We start from the raw sequence: 17,054 nt of genomic DNA on the forward strand, positions 1-17,054 counted from the left end.
ATGTCCTTCTATCTGTAGCCCTAATTTTTGAAATTGGTATTACTACTCTAGCGATCGCAGCAAATCTCGAATTTTAGTGCGCTGCTGTTGATTGAGGGATTCTGGAAAAGATAGTTCTATTGCAATTCGTAAAGGCGGGGTGTCATAGTCTGAGCTAATTTCTGAGTCAGCACCAGGAGGTTGAAATGCGACAACGGGTACCAAATTCAGAATTTCAACAGATTGCACTTGGGCTAACAGACTTTGGGGTGCAAAATCGTTAGTGTCGCTGCTGATCAGCAATCCAATCATCGGTTTGGTTTGCTCCATCGTTTCCAGATGTAGCAGGTCTCCTTCTAGCTCCAGCCGAATGTCTCGCGTACCCATTTCGGTGACTTTGGCAGTGTAGGATGTGCCTTCCCAGTCCTCCCAGAAAAGCTGAGCGTCAGCCCGGACTTGCTTGCGTACCTTCATCCCAACTTCGGGGCGAAACTCACGGTATACCCGCTGTATGCTGGTGGCAATGAATTTGAGCGACTGAATTGGGTTGTCTGCCTCATTTCGCTTCTGGGAATACCATTCTTTTACGTCTGAGTAGATGACGACTGAGAGGTCATCCAGTTGAGTTTGGCTGACGTTGACAAAGTCGAGGGCGAGTAGAGTTTGCAGTTTGTCAGTGGCGATCGCTCGAATAATATGGGCATCTAGCAGCACCCGCGCCCCATAATCCCCAATCAGCTCGATCCGAATTTCATCAGGGACGTTGGGCCAAACATCTAACAGCACTTGCGCTCCAGTTTCACTTACGTTTACCGTTTCGCCGACCCAACTTTGGTTATCGCCGTGAATCACGACGGCTAATCGGCGGGGTAGACGGTGAGCGCGGCGCAGTTGGGGTTGCTCAAAGGCAACCAGGCAGGCTGCCATCACCAGCAGCAGGTTAAATACACACCAGAGCGTGTTGATCAGCACAGCTTGCGTATCTTGCGGACTCAGCACCAGCCAAAACGGAACGGCGACCAGCGATGCGGCGGTAATTGCGCCTAGAATCACCAGGTAACGCACAGAATCCAGGTCAAAGCTGCGCTCCTCAACGGTTAGCCCTTTGTCGGTCACGTTGAATTTACCTAGCTTGGGGTTGATTAGCGCCAGCAGGGTAACGATGCCCGCCTGGAAAGACATGGCAAATTCGTAAATCTCGTTCCAGAAGGAAAAGCGAACGTGTTTGTAGGGAATGTGGTTTGCCTGCATCGACAAAACGATGTGAGGCAGAGCATAGAACAGCGTTTCCAATCCCAAACCTTTAACAGAGTTGATGCCGAAGAGGAGGAACAGGTTGGGGGCGATCGCATACATCAAACGCGGAAAGCCAAAAAAGAAGTGTGATGTAGCGCTGAAATAGCACACCCGCTGCGCTAGCCGCAGATTTAACTTGCGGTTGACCATTGGATTCTCGATTCGCAAAATCTGCGCCATTCCCCGCGCCCAGCGCACCTGCTGACCGACGTAGGAGGAGAATTTTTCAGGTGCCAGTCCTGCCACCATGATCTTGTCGTAGTAGACGGTTTCATAGCCTTGGGAATGTAGTCGCAGGGAGGTGTGGCAGTCTTCGGTAACGGTTTCGGTAGCAATGCCGCCGATGCCCAGCACGTATTCCCGCCGAATCACGGCTGCTGAACCGCAAAAGAAAGCCGCATTCCAAAAATCGTTACCTTTTTGCAGCACTTTATAGAACAGTTCGTTGCCGACGGGTACTCGTCCCTCGGTCATCAGGTTGCGCTCAAACGGGTCAGGATTGTAGAACCAGTGCGGCGTTTGCACCATCGCCACTTTGGGGTCAACGATGAAGAAGCCAACGGTTTCTTGCAAAAAGCTGCGAACCGGAATGTGGTCACAGTCCAAGATCAGCACCAGATCCCCATCGGTTCTCGGCAAGGCGGTGTTGATGTTTCCAGCTTTGGCGTGGTCGTTGTTATCGCGTGTCAGCAGGGTGCAGCCCAGTTCATCGCACATTTGGCGAAGCTGTTCGCGGCGATCGCGATACTTTTCTGCCCGACCGTCATCCAGAATGTAAACGTGCTTTTTGTCGTAAGGATAATCAGTTGCCAGTGCGCCTAAAGCCGTTTTGCGGACAATCTCGACTTCTTCGTTGTAAGTAGGGATGTATATATCAACCTTGAGCCAATCATCGTGGGGTAAGGTCGATAGGTCGATGGGTTGGCGCTCACGAATCTTCAAAGTTTGGAAGTAGGCCAGCATGAGAGTGGCGATCGCATACATCTCTGCCGCATACAGCAACAGACAAAATATGCCATTCACTACACCATCAAAGTTGAGCGTATAGCTGGTGCGGTAATAGAAATACCGCATCGTCGTCACCACGCTCAGCACAATTAGAAATAGGTGCAGATACTCGCTGCTGTGAGTGTCACTGCGCTGGTCTTCCATTCGCAGTACCGATCGCCCCACAAAAATTAGCAGCACTGCAATTAAGCCCTGCTGCCAAATGCTGGGGCGCACCGTTATCAGCGGCAGACACATCATCAACAGCGACCCTAGCAGGATCACCAACTGCCGTCGGTTTAGCCACTTCAGCACGTGGTCAAACGTGTGCGGCAGGCGATCGACCAGCAGCGTTGCCAGCCATTCTGAGTTAGAAGGCACTCCTTCGCGAATCCACCGTCGCTGCGTTCGAGTCTTAGAAGGACTAACCATTTATTCCTGCCCCGTGAGCCGCTTTAAGTAGAGTTGAATCACCCCATACAGCACCAGTGACGCTGCCACGATGCCGGGAGCCAATACAAACCAGTTGCCGCGCAGCACCGCCGCGATTCGGCTAGAAAGGTTAGCCGATGCAAGCTGCCGTTGAGAAGACTGCTGCAAAAATTCCAGCGAGTAAGCGTTGGGGTCGTAGGGTGAAGGGTCAGGTTCGTTTGCCGCAATCAGCACTGTGTCACCCTCTAGCTGAAAGAACAGATTGTCCTGGCTGATCAGGTCGCGCACCTGCTGCAAGCCTTCATCAGTTTGGGCACTCAGCGCCAGCATGACCCGCTCTTGATTCCAGGGTGAAATGATTTGCTTGACCAATCCTTCCTGGTCGGGCAGGGTTTGAATCTGCTTTTGTCCCCAGTGACGGGAAAATAGATCTCGCAGGGCAAAGCCATCTCCTTGCTCAAACGCTTCGGGCAACGGAAACTGTGCTTCGGTGCCGATCGCAATAATGTGGCGGCTGTCTCGCTGCTCGACTGGCAACTTGCTAGCGCGGTAGACATCCAACTTCACCGATTCGGCACGGCTGAGTCTGCCTAGACGCTCACTCACTTCTAGCAGCAGCAGTAGGTCGGACTGAGCTGGATTTTCGGGCATGGCGATCGCCGTACTCGACAAATCCTGCGGCGCTGCAAACGGGTAACCTGCCCGCAACAGTTCCAGGTCAGGCAGTCGCACCACCTGTTCGCGATTCAGCTTAAATTCGGTGTCGGAGTGAATCGTACTCCAAAGCTGCTGGTCAGTCACACGGCTACAGGAACGGCGTTCTCGCGGATCGAGCCGAAAATTCACTTGGATTCGCGAATTTGGCTTAATTCGGTCTTCGGGTAGCGTTACTTTCAGCGTTTCGCGATCGCCACCACTCACTGAAGTGAGGCGTTTTCCAGTGATCACAACGTTGTCAAGTTCCACTTCCACCAGGGAGGTCAGCGGATTAATCTGCGGCCCATAGCTGTAGCGCAGCGTCATCGTGTTGCCCGGCGAAAACTGGTCATCGGGCAGTGCCCGAAAGTCCAATTCCAGGCTGGGGGAATGGGAACCCCGCACCGTTACATCGCCATACGCTTGCTCGTCAAAGGTACGCAGGTCGCTCAGCTTAAAGGAATTTTCTAGTGGCAAATAGCCTTGCCATGCACGCGGATCAGGCGTTTCGACCTGATCGATTTGATCAACGATCACAAGATTACCCGTGCCGATCTGCCGATCTCCTGGCTGCACCAGGAATTGAACTGCCTTAGCGACTCCTTCAGCCCCGTTGCCCGTCGCAACCAGCACGGGAGCTGCCCCATCAGGGGTCGTGGTCAGCATCAGTAAACCAACATCGCCCGGAAAAGGTTGCTGTTCTGCATCTAAAAATCGACCACTGCCCAAAGACAGCGGCAAATCCAGAGATGAGAGATCAGGCTGGATGGCAGGAGTTCCAATCACGATTAGCCGTTCACGTCCTGCCACCTGATCGATCGCTTCAACAATCCGAGTGTCCAGCGGACGAAATTCTGCTAGCCGCCCCAAGGAGGTGTGCAGGCGGCTGGTGGCGGTCAACCAGGTTTCATCGATCTCGTTGGGCTGAAGGTAAGCGACCTGGTTAGGCTCCAGGCTGAGGTCGTCAAATACCGGGTAGGGATAGCGGTGAAAGTCGAGGGCGATCGCCTTCGGCTGAAAATTAAACACCAGCTTGGAATCGGGCAAAATCTCCGTCCACAGCGACGGGTCAAATGGGTCTTGGGTACAAGTTGGTGAATTGTTTTGCAGCGCTGCCAGCACCACCTCGTTGTAATCCTTGATGGCTCCTGGCGGCACATCAAACACGACATTGCCAATCTCGCCCTGGGGTTTGTTCAGCGGCACGCTGCCAATGCTCGTACCGTTGACCAGCACCGTCAGATTTGAGCGGGTGGCATAGAGCGCTGCCGAGTGCCGAAACCGCAGCGAAATCTGCACGGATTTGGGTTCCCAGTTACGCGGACGGGTAAACCTCAGCCGCCGCTCATCGTAAATGCCCTCCATCCGTAACCGATTTCCCACAATGGGGCTGCGGTTAAACTCCAGTACATATTGTCCAGCCGCTTCAGGGGCAACGGTAGGCGGAGCAGCGGGAGGATCAGGCAGGGCAAATTCAGAGCGGGACAGATCCGGCTGGGGCGCTCCTGACTCCTCTGTAGGAATTGGAGCCTCAGTCTGAGCGGGTGCCGGGAGAATAGCCCACCCCAAAAGCAAGCCGCAACTGAGCAGCAGCATTCCAGCAAAAGCCCAGAGGGGGCGATCGCGTCGATGGGAAGAGGAGCGCGATCGCCGCCGAGAAGATTGACGGTTAGGGGTTGGTGAATGTAGGTCGTGTTTCATGAACTAGATGCTTGCATCAACTGTGCAGAAGGAGAGACAGGAGGTAGTAACCCAAACCAGGCAAGATTTTGCGTGTAATAGGCGGAACTGTTGTCCCAAAAGCCTTGCCGATATTGCGGCACTAACTTTTGCTGGTAGATTTGCTCAGCGATTTGCGGTTCCGTTAAAGCAAACGCTGGGTAAAGCGTGGCGTACTGGGCTGTCGCTTCGTAGTCGGCGATCGCCCTTCCCTGCATGTCAAATCGGGCAGGAATCTGCTGTCCGTCCTGCCAAAACCGTTCTAAGTACGCCAAATGTTGGCGCAGAAATTGCTCTGCCTGCGGTTCTTGGAACCAGGCTGCATCTAGCGCCACTCGCCACCACACCCGATAAGCATCAAAGCCGTACTGACTTTGCAGGTTAGAATCGCTGACTGGGGAAAGTTCTGCCGTTTGCGGATTGAGCGAAATCCAGTCACTCGGCAACCCAACCGCCGAAACATCAGACGACGCTTCTAAAAGCTGGTAGCTGCTGTCTACCAGGCTCATCCAGTCATGTTCTGGGTCAACCTGAGCGAACAGGCGAAAGGCATAAGGCGCAAAGTAAGAGGGGTTGAGAATTAGCGTATCTGGCTGGCTCCAAAATGCCTCAGCGGGTCCGGGCAGCAAAACCCGACCGTTAGCTAACTCGGCAGTTGAATAGTTCCAAATGTCGGTTAGTTTGACTTTTGCTAACTCCAAATATTCTGGGCAACTCCAGCGACGAGCCGCAAAAATCAGGGCGGTAGCGGCATCAATATCGGCATCGCTGGCAAAGTTGGCATCGATCGTCGTCCATTGCCCAGTGGAATTGCGACCCCATTTCCAGGCCCAAAGCTGATCGAGGCGATCGCTCTCCCCCTTGCGAATCAAATTTTGCTCTGCCCAGTTCAGCGTTTTCACAAAGGTGCCAGGGTCGTTGATCAGCACCGCTCGCAGCATCGCGTAGGCTTGTCCCTCAGAGGTGGAGCGATCGCCATCTTCTCGATCAATCACTCGCCCATCTTCCTGAATAAATCGCTGGCGGTAAGCAATCCAGCTTTCCTGCAGCAGCGGCAAGTTTTCAGCCCGAAACGGTAACGATAGTGTATTTGGCGTACTTGCCTGAATGTCAGAAGGCTGTTGCCCTACTACATCCTGCAAACACACGGGTACTTCTGCCTGTGACGGCTTCCAGCAGCCTGCTGTCAGACTCAAGAGCAGCGCCATTAGACCGAGGAGCGATCGCCGCGCAGCTTTAGTGCGCCACCGTCCTGTTAGCCCCAACAACACTTGAGAGACAGTTGACAAAATTCGCAGCGCAGCTAGAAATGGGGGTTGGAAGGAAAAATACAGCAACATTCTGCAAAACCTGTCAAGTTCAAGAGGGGCTGGAGGCTAGGGGTTGGAGGCTAGGGGTTAAGAATTTTCATCCTTTATCCCTCGTCCTTTCTAATACCTCTCCCACGCAGGCTGAAATCCTCGTCGTCGCATCAGATCTAACTGAATCTGCTCGATTCGGTCGTCCAGGTCAGTGTCGGGATTTCCTGCTACCAGACGCTCTTGCTGCAAGCGTCGAAGCTGTTGAAGTGCTGCCATTGGACGATCTTGGGCAACGCTGAGTTCCGCCAAGATGCGGCGCGTTTCCCAATCATTTGGCTTAAGAGTCAGCACTCTTGCATAAAGCATGGTTGCCTCCGTGTAGCGCTGCTGCTGAAACCGAATTCCACCTAAAGCGGCTAGAGCATCGGTGTTTTCGGGTTGGCGATTTAGCACTTCACGGTAAGCCTGACTAGCCACATCTAAACTGCCCAAAACCTGAGCCAGTTCGCCCTGGAGGAAATAGCCGTTGATGTCATTGGGATTACGTGACAAAACCCGATCAACTTGTGCTTGAGCCCGTTGGGGATCGCGCAGCGCCAAGACCTGCACCAGCCGACGGTTTACGCCAATGTCATCGGGGTTGACGGTTAGCAGCGTTTCATAGAGCCGTTCTCGCTGTGGACTGGGCGGCAAAGCTCCTACCAGGCTAAACAGCTCTGGTGGCATATCGGTAGCGGGACGGGCCGCCAGCCAGCGCTCCAGTACGGCTTCGGCTTCCGATTGAGAAATTTGCTCAATCTGGTAAGCTAGACTGGCTCGACCAAGTTGGGTTTGCAGGTCATTGGGATTTCTAGCTAGAAGCTGGTCGTAGAATGCTAGGGCTTCCTCTGGACGATTTTGCACCAACCGAATGCCCGCCAAACCGCGCAGGGAAGCAGTGAGAATTTGGTCTTCAGGATTGCGGGCAATCAGTGCCTCATAGCGGCTGGCACTGGCTTCCAGGTTTCCTTCGCGCCGCTCGATGTCTGCTAACAGCAATTCTGCTGCCAGATCTTGAGAACCAACGGAAGTCGCACCATAAGCAGTTAGGGCTTCCCTTGCCGCTGCATAGTTGCCTTGCTGAATCAAAATTTGGGCAACTCGGAAGTTTAAGAAGGGAACGTCCACATTGGACTGAAGCAAGTTCTGGTAAATTGGCAAGAGTTCTGGGTCGGGCGGGTCGAGGCGAATTAGAGACTGGGCGATCGCCCGTCTCTCAATCTCCCCATCACTCGCCTGTAAAACAGACTGAAGCTCTTGCTGAAGCTGAGCGCTAGAAATTTCTCCAAGCTGCCGCTCCAACACCGATCGCTTCACCCGCAGGCTCAGGTTATTGGGCTGTTGAGTGGCAAGCTGTTGATAGAGCCGCAGTGCCTCTGCCTGAGAGGTGGGTGACTCGCTCAAGACATCTGCCACCTCAGTTACCAGCCCCGGAGATGGATTGCTCGTTTGCTGAAGCACTCGACGGTAAAGGGCGATCGCCTCTTCATAAAGCTGAGCATTGCCCGACTCTCTACCAATCGTGCTGAGTGCCCGTGCTAGCGGCAAGGTTGCGCCTTCGGCGTCGCGTAATGGTTCCAGGGTTGCCAGAGCCGCTTCTGGGTTTTGGTTGGCTTGATGGGCGATCGCCAGTGCTGCCCGAATCTGAATTGCCGTTGCGTCCAGACGATCAAACTGTCGTAGCCGAGATTCCAACACTCGCACTGTCTCAGCCGGATTTCCCGTTTCCTGAAGCGTCGACGCATACGCTGTAATAGCCGTATTCGGAATCGTTTCCCCGGTTGCCTGATAGCGCTGAAATAGCGCCAACCCCTGGCTGTAGTTGCCGCTGTAGGTGTAAATTTGAGCCGCGCCCAAAATCGTCTCGGCTGAGGGATTGTTTGCTAGTGCGATCTGATAATCTGACAGCGATTCGCTGTAGCGTCCCTGGTAGCCCAACAGCAGCGCCCGCTGCGCTCTAGCGTTTTGGTTATTTGGGTCAAGGTTGAGTAGGGTGGTCAGCGCTTCGATGCCGCCTGTCTGCCACTCTGAACGATAGCTGCCTAGCAGCCCTACAGCTTCCAGGGCGCGGCGGTTTGTTGGGTCTTGAGTTAAAACCTGACGGTAGGTATTCCAAGCATTTTCATCCTGTCCGGCTCGCTCATAGGCGATCGCCAATCCCAGTCTTGCGTCCAGTGAATCAGGATAGCGCTGCAAAGCTTGTCGAAAGGCGGCGATCGCATCATCGACCCAGCCTTGCTCTAGCAGCGTATAGCCCCGACTCACTGCCGCAGGCACCGTCTGCGCCTGCACTGCCAAAATTCCTAAACCAATCGGAGACAACAACATTCCCGCCGATGTTCCCAGTAGCATCAACCCTAGTAGCGTGTGTTGCAGCACCTGACTACCCCGTATGAGAAATTCCATGCGTCGCCTCATTAAAACTGCCTCCCTAGTCCTGTTACATCCAGGTCAGCTCGAACCCGGAATCCGAACACAGTCTCTGAGAATTCATTTCGCTGTTGAATCGTTGCCCCCGCTCGCAGGTTGGGCGAAAGTCGGAAGTCGTAAAATAATTCCAGGACATCAGGCGACTCGTCGTCGCGATCGCGCCGCAGTTCATCGTTTGACAGCCCCCGACCATAAGCTAATCCGAGGCGATCGTCTGGCATGAACAAGTCCAGCAGATTTATCCCAAAGCTGTAAGTATTGGCGCTTTCATCTACATCCTGGTTGGTGTAGTGTCCATAGCGGGCAAACAGCCCCAGGTTGATATCGGGAATGAAATATTCGGCGTTGAGTCCAAAGGCTTCTTCGCGATCGCCCTCCTGCACGCCAAATGCGTCACCGCGATCGATGCCAAAAATCTCTTCAAAGCCGTCGCCGCTACCAGGATCTTCAGCCGAAATGTAGGTGCCGCGCAAAATCAGATTGCCAGCCCGAAAACCCACTTCTCCAGCAAACGCATCCAGGGCAAATTCGCTCAGGTCACGATTAGAGGAAAAAACAGTAGCTCTCACGTCCACGTTGTCGGTTGGGTTCCAGGTTGCCATTGCTCCAATCCGCGAAGACAGCCCTGCTGCACTCAATGCCGGATTCGTTTGAAAGACTGGATTGAAGAAGTGAGTCACCACATCTTTGGCAAAACTGTTGCGGTCAAAGTAGGAGGTCAAATCCATCAACCCTGCTGTAAACCGCAGCCCCGACGTTCCCGGTGGCAAAAATGTAGCGTATAGCTCGTTCAGTTCCAGCCCAAATCCGTCCGCGTTGCCAAATGCTTCACCGCCCGCCAGGTCTACCGTTGCGCCAAACAGCAAATTAGGACTGGAAGGATACAGCACTGTCGCTCGCGCCCGTGCCGAAGACTCATCGCCTTGCAGCACATACGCTCCCTGAAGCTGAATGTAAGGCGTACCCAGAACTAGCGCACTACCAGACGTAGCGGCTTCATCCTCCGACTCAGCCTGTCCAATAAGAATCGGATCAGGGGTTGATTCCTCAACTACTTCAGATGAGGTTTGAATTAACTGCAAGTCTGGCAGCGAAGCCAAATCAACCTCGCTCAACTCATAGCAGTCCGCAGTGTCACAATCCCACATCAGCGGTTGCCAGTCTGGTTCAGCTTCTGCCCCCGTCCAGGCGATCGTTTCCACTCCTGAGTTCAGCGCAATCACAATTGGGTCACGTACAGTTACGCCAGGGGCGATCGCGTCAGATCCTAATAATTCTTCAGGTGTAAACTGATACTCGTCAGCTCGAACCAACTCCGGCTCATCCAGAGCTATATTCGTATCCGGCTCACTCTCAGAGTTAAAAAATTCTGCCTCTAGCGAAGCCAAAATTCTCGTCAGTTCACCTGTTTCATCAGAAGATGAAGAAACTGAAACCGTTTCACTATCTGATGTAAAGAATTCCGTCTGTAACGCGGTCAAAACTTGTGACCAATCATTCGCTGTGCTATCTATTACGGAGGGGATACGCAAAGAAGTTGCTGCCGTCTCAAATATCTCCTCGGCACTGGCTTCTCCAACCTCTATAGCTTCAGCAGGGTCTGGTTCCGTGTATTCTGGTTCAGAATAATCTGATTCAGCCTCAGTTCTTTCAACGTTGCTCGTCTCCGCACCCGTCTCCGCATCACGCGTCTCCGCATCAACGGACTCAATGCCGAAGCGACGAATAGTTTCAGTGTGCAGTTTGCTCAGTTCAAGGGAAGTCGGGGATGCATCTACCGCTCCTGACCCCACTTCTAACTCTGACTGAGCCAACGAAAGGCTTTGAGAACTTTCCCCTAGCGCTTCATCTTCTGCCTCAACGATTTGCTGCCCTTCGTCCAAAGAATCTACCAGGGGTGCCGATGATACTGACTCAGCATGTAATGCTTCAGCGGATAGTGCTTCAGTGGACAGTACTTCGGTGGGCAGTACTTCAGCGGATGATGCCTCAACCGATTCCGTTACCGCTTCGACTGCCTGCAAGCTGTTCTGGGGCTTTTCGGACGGTTGGGTAGACGTAGCAGCAGTCACGCGAATAGAGGCTTCCTGCCAAGCGATCGCCTCCGAGTCGGTTTCGGCAACAGGTTTCAGTTCACGAGAAGGAACTGCGGAGCGATCGCCAACCGCTATATCAGCTTGCGCTGCGGCAGCCAGACTCGATTCCAGCAGCAACACGAAACTGCTGGCTAGAACAGCACTGCTCCAAAGCAAAGAATTGCGCCAGTCGGTTCGCCGTGAGGTGACTTGAGTTGAACTGGCATCAGTAGCGTTTACATTCATATTTCCTACCAGGGGGCACACGGCAACCCTAAAAATAGACATGCCGAATTAAATGGCAGGCAAAATCAAGCGCCTGTCGTGAGTGAATTAATGGCGATCGCTACAACAGAACCGACACATCAAGCTGCAAAACCAGGAAGCCAAAAGACACTGAGAACAAAGCTGAACCTGCTAGGAACCAGCCATCCTCTTAAAAAGCTCTGCTTTGTGATGCCAACTGAAAAGTTTCGCCTCCTGCCCGTTTCCCATAACGCTCCTGGATATGGAGAAATTTCAGGTAAAAAAGAATAAAGAGGACGAAGCAATCGTCTTGATGCGTGTAGTCGCTTCTAAAAGCTTCTTTCAGCCAAAATTTTGAAGGAGATGCACATCATTCACCTGTCGAATTACCGAACGAATAGAAATAGTCAGGTAAGATGCATAGTCGCCGCAAAGCTTTTATCTAATCACTTTTATAGCCCATGTTTTTGAAAAAAGAATAAAGGAAATTCCGAACTTATATAAAGATGACGCGAACTTCTTCAGCAAGAAGATTATTCTTTCAATCAGGATTTTCTTTGTAGAAGATTAATTTAAGTTTGAGCTATAGCTAATCATTTTGAGGCTAAAAATCATAACTTCTTTGAAAAAGATCCTGTTTTCACTCTCATCAACTGAATAATGAATTTTACTTCTGTTCAAAAGCGTTTTGTGAATTGCTCTAGACTGATAAAGACTTTCTAGATAGTGCTTTATAACTTGTTAAATCTGGGCTAATGGCGATCGCTAACATTGAGCTAAAATCCCAATCCACCGCTCATTCAAATATTTCTTGTGCTTGCTATGGTAGTTCTAAATCATTTTCAGGATTAGCAATTTCTAAGAAAACACTCTTTTTAAGGCAGGTTTTTCACAATTCATTCGAGTTCCTACATTGCCCTGCAATTGATTAACTAGATCTGTGTTAAAAACTAGAATTAATATGAAAATAAGAATATTGAGTGAAGCAGCCTGTTTTTGAATTTACTTCAAGAATTTATTAAAAAATAAGTCTATCCAGCACTAGGACTTACTAAGTAGAAACTTGAAAGACTGCGTAAGTTCCCTTCAAGCGTTTTTATTGAATTCTTGCTTCTTATGGTTGCTCAATCCTTCCGCTCTTTGACCCAACGGCTGATGAATCAGCTCAGACACAACGCCCGACTTAAACGGGTTGCTCAAAGTTGGCTGACCCTGGCGCTGGTGCTAATGCTGGCCACAAGTTGCACTCAAATCAAGCTGCCCGTTCAGCGAGGGGATGTCAGCCTTGATATTCGCACGGTGACAGCCCAACCCAATGGGGTCTATACGCTCGCCGGAAACACTGACTTGCCCAAAGATACTGAGATCACGGTTGCGGCTGTGCGGTTGCTTGCTCCAAAGGGGGCGATCGCTGCCGACCCTGACCCGGTTTATTCGCTGTTAGCCTACGAGTCCGTCAAAACGGAAGGTGACACCTGGCAAGCCGAGTTAAACCTGTGGGAAGTCGCCCCCGACGGTGGCTATCAGGAAACCTGGCAGCTAGAGCAGTCGCGCCTAGACATGACCTTTGAGCCAGACGGGAAAGTAATCTTTTTGGCAACGCTAGCTCCGCTGGAAACGCTAACCCAGCTAGAACAACGCCTAGCCCAGCGCAACTTGGAATTTGCCAGCAATATTGTCCGCACTACCGCAGAAGGGGAGCAGTATATTCAGGCAGTTAGGGTAGAGGCGATCGCCCTTCCCACAGGCGCAACCACCCCACCCCCCACTCGTCCCGAAGACCTCAACGGTGGCTGGGGCAACCGCTACGTCCTAGTTCCCGAACCACCCACCGAAGTCGAGTACGAATTTCCCGAAGAACGCAAAACAGATGCACCGCCTCGGATTGGGGAATTCCTTCAGTAGACTTTCTGCGTAATGGAGTGATGCGCAGCGGAGACACGCATCACTCCACCACCTCCACGCCCTCATCCTGCTGCAAAATTGTCCCCGTCAAATCTGCTTCGCTCAGGCTAGCATCCGTTAAATCTGTGTCCGTTAAGTTGGCTCTGGTCAAATTTGCGCCCCAGAGGTTCGCTTTAACTAGATTTGCGCCCGTCAGATCAGCCTCTTCCAGATTTGCTCCCCAGAGATCGGCTTCAGCTAGATTGGCACCGCTCAGGTTTGCGCCACTCAAATCCACCCCACCCAGCTTAAAACCACTCAAGTTAACACCGCGTAAATCTGTGCCTGCTTTAAGGACACACATTCCTGCAGCAGCAGGGTCAAATTCTTCAGGAAATTGGGTCGTGTCATCACACAGTGCGCCCTGCAAGTTTGCCTTCTGGCATTCTGTCCGCAGGTCTGCCCCTAACAAAATCGCTTTTCGCAGGTCGGCTCTAGTCAGATCAGCTTGCTGCAAATTTGCGTTACTGAGGTTTGCCCCAGCTAGGGTTGCCTCGCTCAAGTCGGCTGCTGTCAGATTTGTGCCAACTAATTTAGCGCCACTTAAATCACCGCCAAACAGATTTGCCTGACTCAAGTTAGCTTCCGTCAAGTTTGCCTGACTGAGATCTACGCCACTCAAGTCTCTGCCGCTCAAATCGGCGGTGGCTAAGGCAGCTTGGGGTGCAAGCAAATAAGCCCCAGCATCAGCAGGGTCAAACTCTGGCGGAAACTGAGTTACTTCATCGTAAAGTGCGCCGTTGAGCGTCACGTCGTAGAGGATAGCACAGCTTAATTTTGCTTCCCTTAAATCTGCCTGACTCAGATCTGCGCCATTCAGATTTGCTTCGTCTAGAACCGCCTCTCGCAAGCTGGCTCTTTTAAAGCTGGTATTGCTTAGGTTTGCTTCACTCAAGTTTGCATTCCAAAAGTCGCTTCCCTGCAGGTTAGCGTTGCTTAAGCTAATGCAGCTCAAGGTCACGCTGTTAAATTCTCGTTGTCCTGCTGCATATCGCTGTAAAAGTTCGCCAGCCTTCATGGTGCGATCGCCCGCCTTATTTCAATTTCAATTAACATCAGTTTGCTATGAGCCAGTGCAGCCTATGCCGTTACTTCATCGACGATGGCTTCAGCTTGCCAAATCCAGACTGCGTAGCCATTGTGAGTCTGCGTCACAATAGTCTTGTCGCCTCTATGCTCTAATTTTGCTGCAATTTCTAAAGCGCTCTCCTGAGCCATGCCAGATCTAAAAAGACTGAAGTACTTTCCCTGAATGAGTACAGCAAACAATCGTCTTTTCAGATGAGGAACTCTAATGCGGCAGGTTTGGTACTGGTCATAACATGCCAACTCTGAAGCCGCAGTCAACCCTGAACCCCAATCAGCGTCCTGCAAAGCTTCGCTGTAGAAAGGCGAGTAGCCTGATTGAAGCGCATTTACAACTTCTTCCTCAGCAGGGGAATGCCCTCCATTACCCCCATTAAAAGAAGCGATATCAGTTGGGTCGGATTCCGTCTGAGCTGCTGGTAATGCCTCCTCTGGAGTAACCTTACCCTGGTTGAGGTCAACCAGGTTAGGCTCCTGTTGGGTTTTAGCAAGAGGAGCATGGCCATTTTGAACCGGTTCATCTTTACCCATATCCTGCTGAATAGCCTGTGCCCACAGCGACGCAGGCAGATCGGCAGTCGGATCAGCAGAAGAGGCGATCGCCTGCGTTACCTCAAGAGACTCAGTCGGCTGTTCAGACCGGACTAGCGGAAAAGCATCAAGGCTTTTTCCCAGGCTCTCCGCAGCGACGTACTGATCAAACGTTGAAGTTAACGACTCTGCCTCTTCATCCAGATCGGCATCAAAGCGATCTGCTGCATCGTGCGGCTCAGACAAATCAGAATCGTCTTCCGGGTCGAGTAACTGAGAACCATCGGCTTGACCCGATTTTTCTTGTAGGCTTAACTTTAGGCTAGAAAGCTGGTTCTTGGTTTGAGTCAATTCTTGGGCAGAATGTCTCGCCCGCAGCAACTCAACCGTACCAATGCCCGCTCCAACGCTAAATAGAATGGCAATGCCCACATAGCGAATCGCCACATCTTTATTTTCAGCATCAAACATTGGCTCGATGCGCCCACCACTGAGCAGCGGGGGAATATCAATGGTGATCGGTTCTTTAAGTAAAACGAATGGTAGAGTTAGCGTGGAAAAGACTGCACTGGAAACCAGTACAGCAGGTAAAATAACCGTTCGTAGGGGAAAGCTGCTCATCTGCGACCGCTCCAAAGTATCGACTTGAGCCAGCCCAAAGGCTGAAGAGCGGTAGATAACCCTTAAACTTCAATCCATCTCGCAAGATAAAAGTTTGACCACATTATAGACTAATCAGTCAAGTAGATTGCGGCTAGCAATTGGCAGCAATAGCTTCCAATTCAAGGTTGAGATGGTTCAACAGCATTGGTCTGCTGCCACCAGCGATTCAGTGGATAGTAAACAACCGGTGCCCACAGGCTGCTAAGAATCGCCGAACTTAAGGCAATTCGCTGATGGTAGAACCATATCTCTGCCAGTGCGCGATGGGCACTATGGGTCGATGCACCAATTCCCTGAAAACTAAATTGAATGGCAGTAATGGTTTCAGCTAAAACCGCCATACCAAACACAATCAGCGCAACTGAAATAAAGTCTTCCTGAATGTAGCGCTGCTTTTGAATACGGGCGGTCAACATTCCCACTACCGCAAGACTAATCGCGTGACTGGGATGAGGTGATGTCATGCCGTCTTGAATCAGCCCCAATACGAGTCCAGCGATCGCCCCCTGCCAAACTGTCCGCTGAATGCTCCAGGAAACTACCCAGATCAGCAGCCAATTTGGTCCAACCCCCAGCAGTTCCATACCAGGAAACCGCGTCGGCAGAATGAACAGGCAAAGCAGAACCGAGAAAGCAGTCACAACCCAATTCATCACTTGGGAAGTGTAAATGCCAGACTGAGCGAAGTTAGAGAGTATCGACTTAATCACTTTCTCAATGTGTAGAACCTTGACACTAAGGACTACCGGGAACTTCAGTTCGACTGTTAGGGTAGACCACGACCCACTCCAGAGCATGAATTGGAGCAGACAGCTCAATTACAGCTTCAGGAGCGGGACTTTTGCTCAGGTTGACCGACTCTACCCGACCAATTGGAAACCCAGGCGGAAAAAGCTGGCTAAACGAAGAAGTTGACACCACATCGCCCGGTTGGACATCTGGCACTTTATCAAAAAACTCCATCACAGCCCGATTTGCCGCCTGTCCCCGCATATATCCCATATGACGCGAACGGCTGATTGTCACGCCCACCTGGCTCGTCGGATCGCTAACCAACAAGACACGGCTCGTGCTGGGCGTAATATGTGTAATCCGCCCGACCAAGCCACCAGGTCCAGCCACAATGCCGCCTACTTCAATGCCATCTCGACTGCCACGACCCAGCGTGACTTGCTGCCACCAGTGATCGGCACTGCGCCCAATCACAGGAGCAGTAATGCCTTCAGTTGGACGGCTTTGAACGTAACCCAGCATCTCCTGAAGCTGTTGGTTCTGACTCTCTAACTCAGCGAGGCGCTGCTGCAGTTCTTGCGTTTCAGCACTTTCTATACGGTCTGCCGAAGCTGGCATTGATTCAAAAGGACGAGAAACCTGTTGATAGATTTCAAAAACGGCTGCCCCCTGAGTTTGCCGCAATACCCAAGCGCTACCGAGAGCCAGACAGACTAGCCCCATTCTTAATCCGTGTCGATCCCACCAGCGACGCAGCGTATACATTCAGTCCAATCGTCTCTAAACTAGCGATGTCAATCTTTCCAGAGAACAAACTCCGACCTGACCAAGATTTCTAATACGAGAATCATCAGGTCACTCAGCGATGCAGCACCCGTCTTGCAAGCGAAACGCGATA

General features: G+C 51.8%; 11 protein-coding genes. 2 read left to right on the plus strand and 9 right to left on the minus strand.

The genetic code is table 11. The features are described 5' to 3' along the window. Positions 1-42: 42 nt before the first annotated feature. From bcsA to H6G00_RS16720, 5 genes are all read right to left on the minus strand, one after another. The gene (gene bcsA, locus H6G00_RS16700; protein ID WP_190643355.1) at positions 43-2,694 is read right to left on the minus strand and encodes a UDP-forming cellulose synthase catalytic subunit; all 2,652 of its coding nucleotides are present in this window, start codon (positions 2,692-2,694) and stop codon (positions 43-45) included. Next, positions 2,695-5,091, minus strand: coding sequence for a cellulose biosynthesis cyclic di-GMP-binding regulatory protein BcsB (locus H6G00_RS16705; RefSeq protein ID WP_242042308.1), 2,397 nt, complete (start codon positions 5,089-5,091; stop codon positions 2,695-2,697). After that, positions 5,088-6,449, minus strand: coding sequence for a glycosyl hydrolase family 8 (locus H6G00_RS16710; protein ID WP_242042309.1), 1,362 nt, complete (start codon positions 6,447-6,449; stop codon positions 5,088-5,090). The genes H6G00_RS16705 and H6G00_RS16710 overlap by 4 nt, the downstream gene beginning before the upstream one ends. Positions 6,450-6,539: 90 nt before the next feature. Then, positions 6,540-8,855 carry a tetratricopeptide repeat protein gene (locus tag H6G00_RS16715; protein ID WP_190797620.1) on the minus strand — a complete coding sequence of 772 codons (2,316 nt, stop codon included), beginning with the start codon at positions 8,853-8,855 and terminating at the stop codon, positions 6,540-6,542. A gap of 11 nt (positions 8,856-8,866) precedes the next feature. Beyond that, positions 8,867-11,200 carry a carbohydrate porin gene (locus H6G00_RS16720; RefSeq protein ID WP_190797621.1) on the minus strand — a complete coding sequence of 778 codons (2,334 nt, stop codon included), beginning with the start codon at positions 11,198-11,200 and terminating at the stop codon, positions 8,867-8,869. A 78-nt stretch (positions 11,201-11,278) separates the two neighbouring features. Here H6G00_RS16720 and H6G00_RS16725 point away from each other — a divergent pair, with 78 nt between their 5' ends. Further along, positions 11,279-11,491 (plus strand): hypothetical protein, encoded by a 213-nt coding sequence (locus H6G00_RS16725; RefSeq protein WP_190797622.1) that lies wholly within the window; start codon positions 11,279-11,281, stop codon positions 11,489-11,491. An 825-nt stretch (positions 11,492-12,316) separates the two neighbouring features. Further along, positions 12,317-13,105: a hypothetical protein gene (locus H6G00_RS16730; RefSeq protein ID WP_190797623.1), complete on the plus strand. Its 789-nt coding sequence runs from the start codon at positions 12,317-12,319 to the stop codon at positions 13,103-13,105. A gap of 40 nt (positions 13,106-13,145) precedes the next feature. Here the strand turns inward: H6G00_RS16730 and H6G00_RS16735 are convergent, their stop codons facing one another. From H6G00_RS16735 to mreC, 4 genes are all read right to left on the minus strand, one after another. Continuing rightward, complete coding sequence (locus tag H6G00_RS16735; protein WP_190797624.1) at positions 13,146-14,162, minus strand: pentapeptide repeat-containing protein; 1,017 nt, start codon at positions 14,160-14,162, stop codon at positions 13,146-13,148. A gap of 62 nt (positions 14,163-14,224) precedes the next feature. After that, a complete protein-coding gene (locus H6G00_RS16740; protein ID WP_190797625.1) occupies positions 14,225-15,382 on the minus strand; it encodes a hypothetical protein in 1,158 nt (385 codons plus the stop codon). 161 nt (positions 15,383-15,543) lie between these two features. Then, a complete protein-coding gene (gene mreD / locus H6G00_RS16745) occupies positions 15,544-16,077 on the minus strand; it encodes a rod shape-determining protein MreD (protein WP_199318538.1) in 534 nt (177 codons plus the stop codon). An 82-nt stretch (positions 16,078-16,159) separates the two neighbouring features. Further along, a complete protein-coding gene (mreC, locus tag H6G00_RS16750) occupies positions 16,160-16,921 on the minus strand; it encodes a rod shape-determining protein MreC (RefSeq protein ID WP_190643348.1) in 762 nt (253 codons plus the stop codon). Positions 16,922-17,054: the final 133 nt, after the last annotated feature.

It is taken from the genome of Leptolyngbya sp. FACHB-541, from assembly GCF_014695875.1.
GTDB lineage: Bacteria > Cyanobacteriota > Cyanobacteriia > Elainellales > Elainellaceae > JAAUTN01.

Coding starts and splice junctions, on each gene's coding strand:
- H6G00_RS16735 (WP_190797624.1), bottom strand. CDS start 14,162: ATGAAGGCTGGCGAACTTTTACAGCGATATGCAGCAGGACAACGAGAA.
- H6G00_RS16720 (WP_190797621.1), bottom strand. CDS start 11,200: ATGAATGTAAACGCTACTGATGCCAGTTCAACTCAAGTCACCTCACGG.
- mreC (WP_190643348.1), bottom strand. CDS start 16,921: ATGTATACGCTGCGTCGCTGGTGGGATCGACACGGATTAAGAATGGGG.
- H6G00_RS16710 (WP_242042309.1), bottom strand. CDS start 6,449: ATGTTGCTGTATTTTTCCTTCCAACCCCCATTTCTAGCTGCGCTGCGA.
- mreD (WP_199318538.1), bottom strand. CDS start 16,077: ATGAATTGGGTTGTGACTGCTTTCTCGGTTCTGCTTTGCCTGTTCATT.
- H6G00_RS16740 (WP_190797625.1), bottom strand. CDS start 15,382: ATGAGCAGCTTTCCCCTACGAACGGTTATTTTACCTGCTGTACTGGTT.
- H6G00_RS16715 (WP_190797620.1), bottom strand. CDS start 8,855: ATGGAATTTCTCATACGGGGTAGTCAGGTGCTGCAACACACGCTACTA.
- H6G00_RS16730 (WP_190797623.1), top strand. CDS start 12,317: ATGGTTGCTCAATCCTTCCGCTCTTTGACCCAACGGCTGATGAATCAG.
- bcsA (WP_190643355.1), bottom strand. CDS start 2,694: ATGGTTAGTCCTTCTAAGACTCGAACGCAGCGACGGTGGATTCGCGAA.
- H6G00_RS16705 (WP_242042308.1), bottom strand. CDS start 5,091: ATGAAACACGACCTACATTCACCAACCCCTAACCGTCAATCTTCTCGG.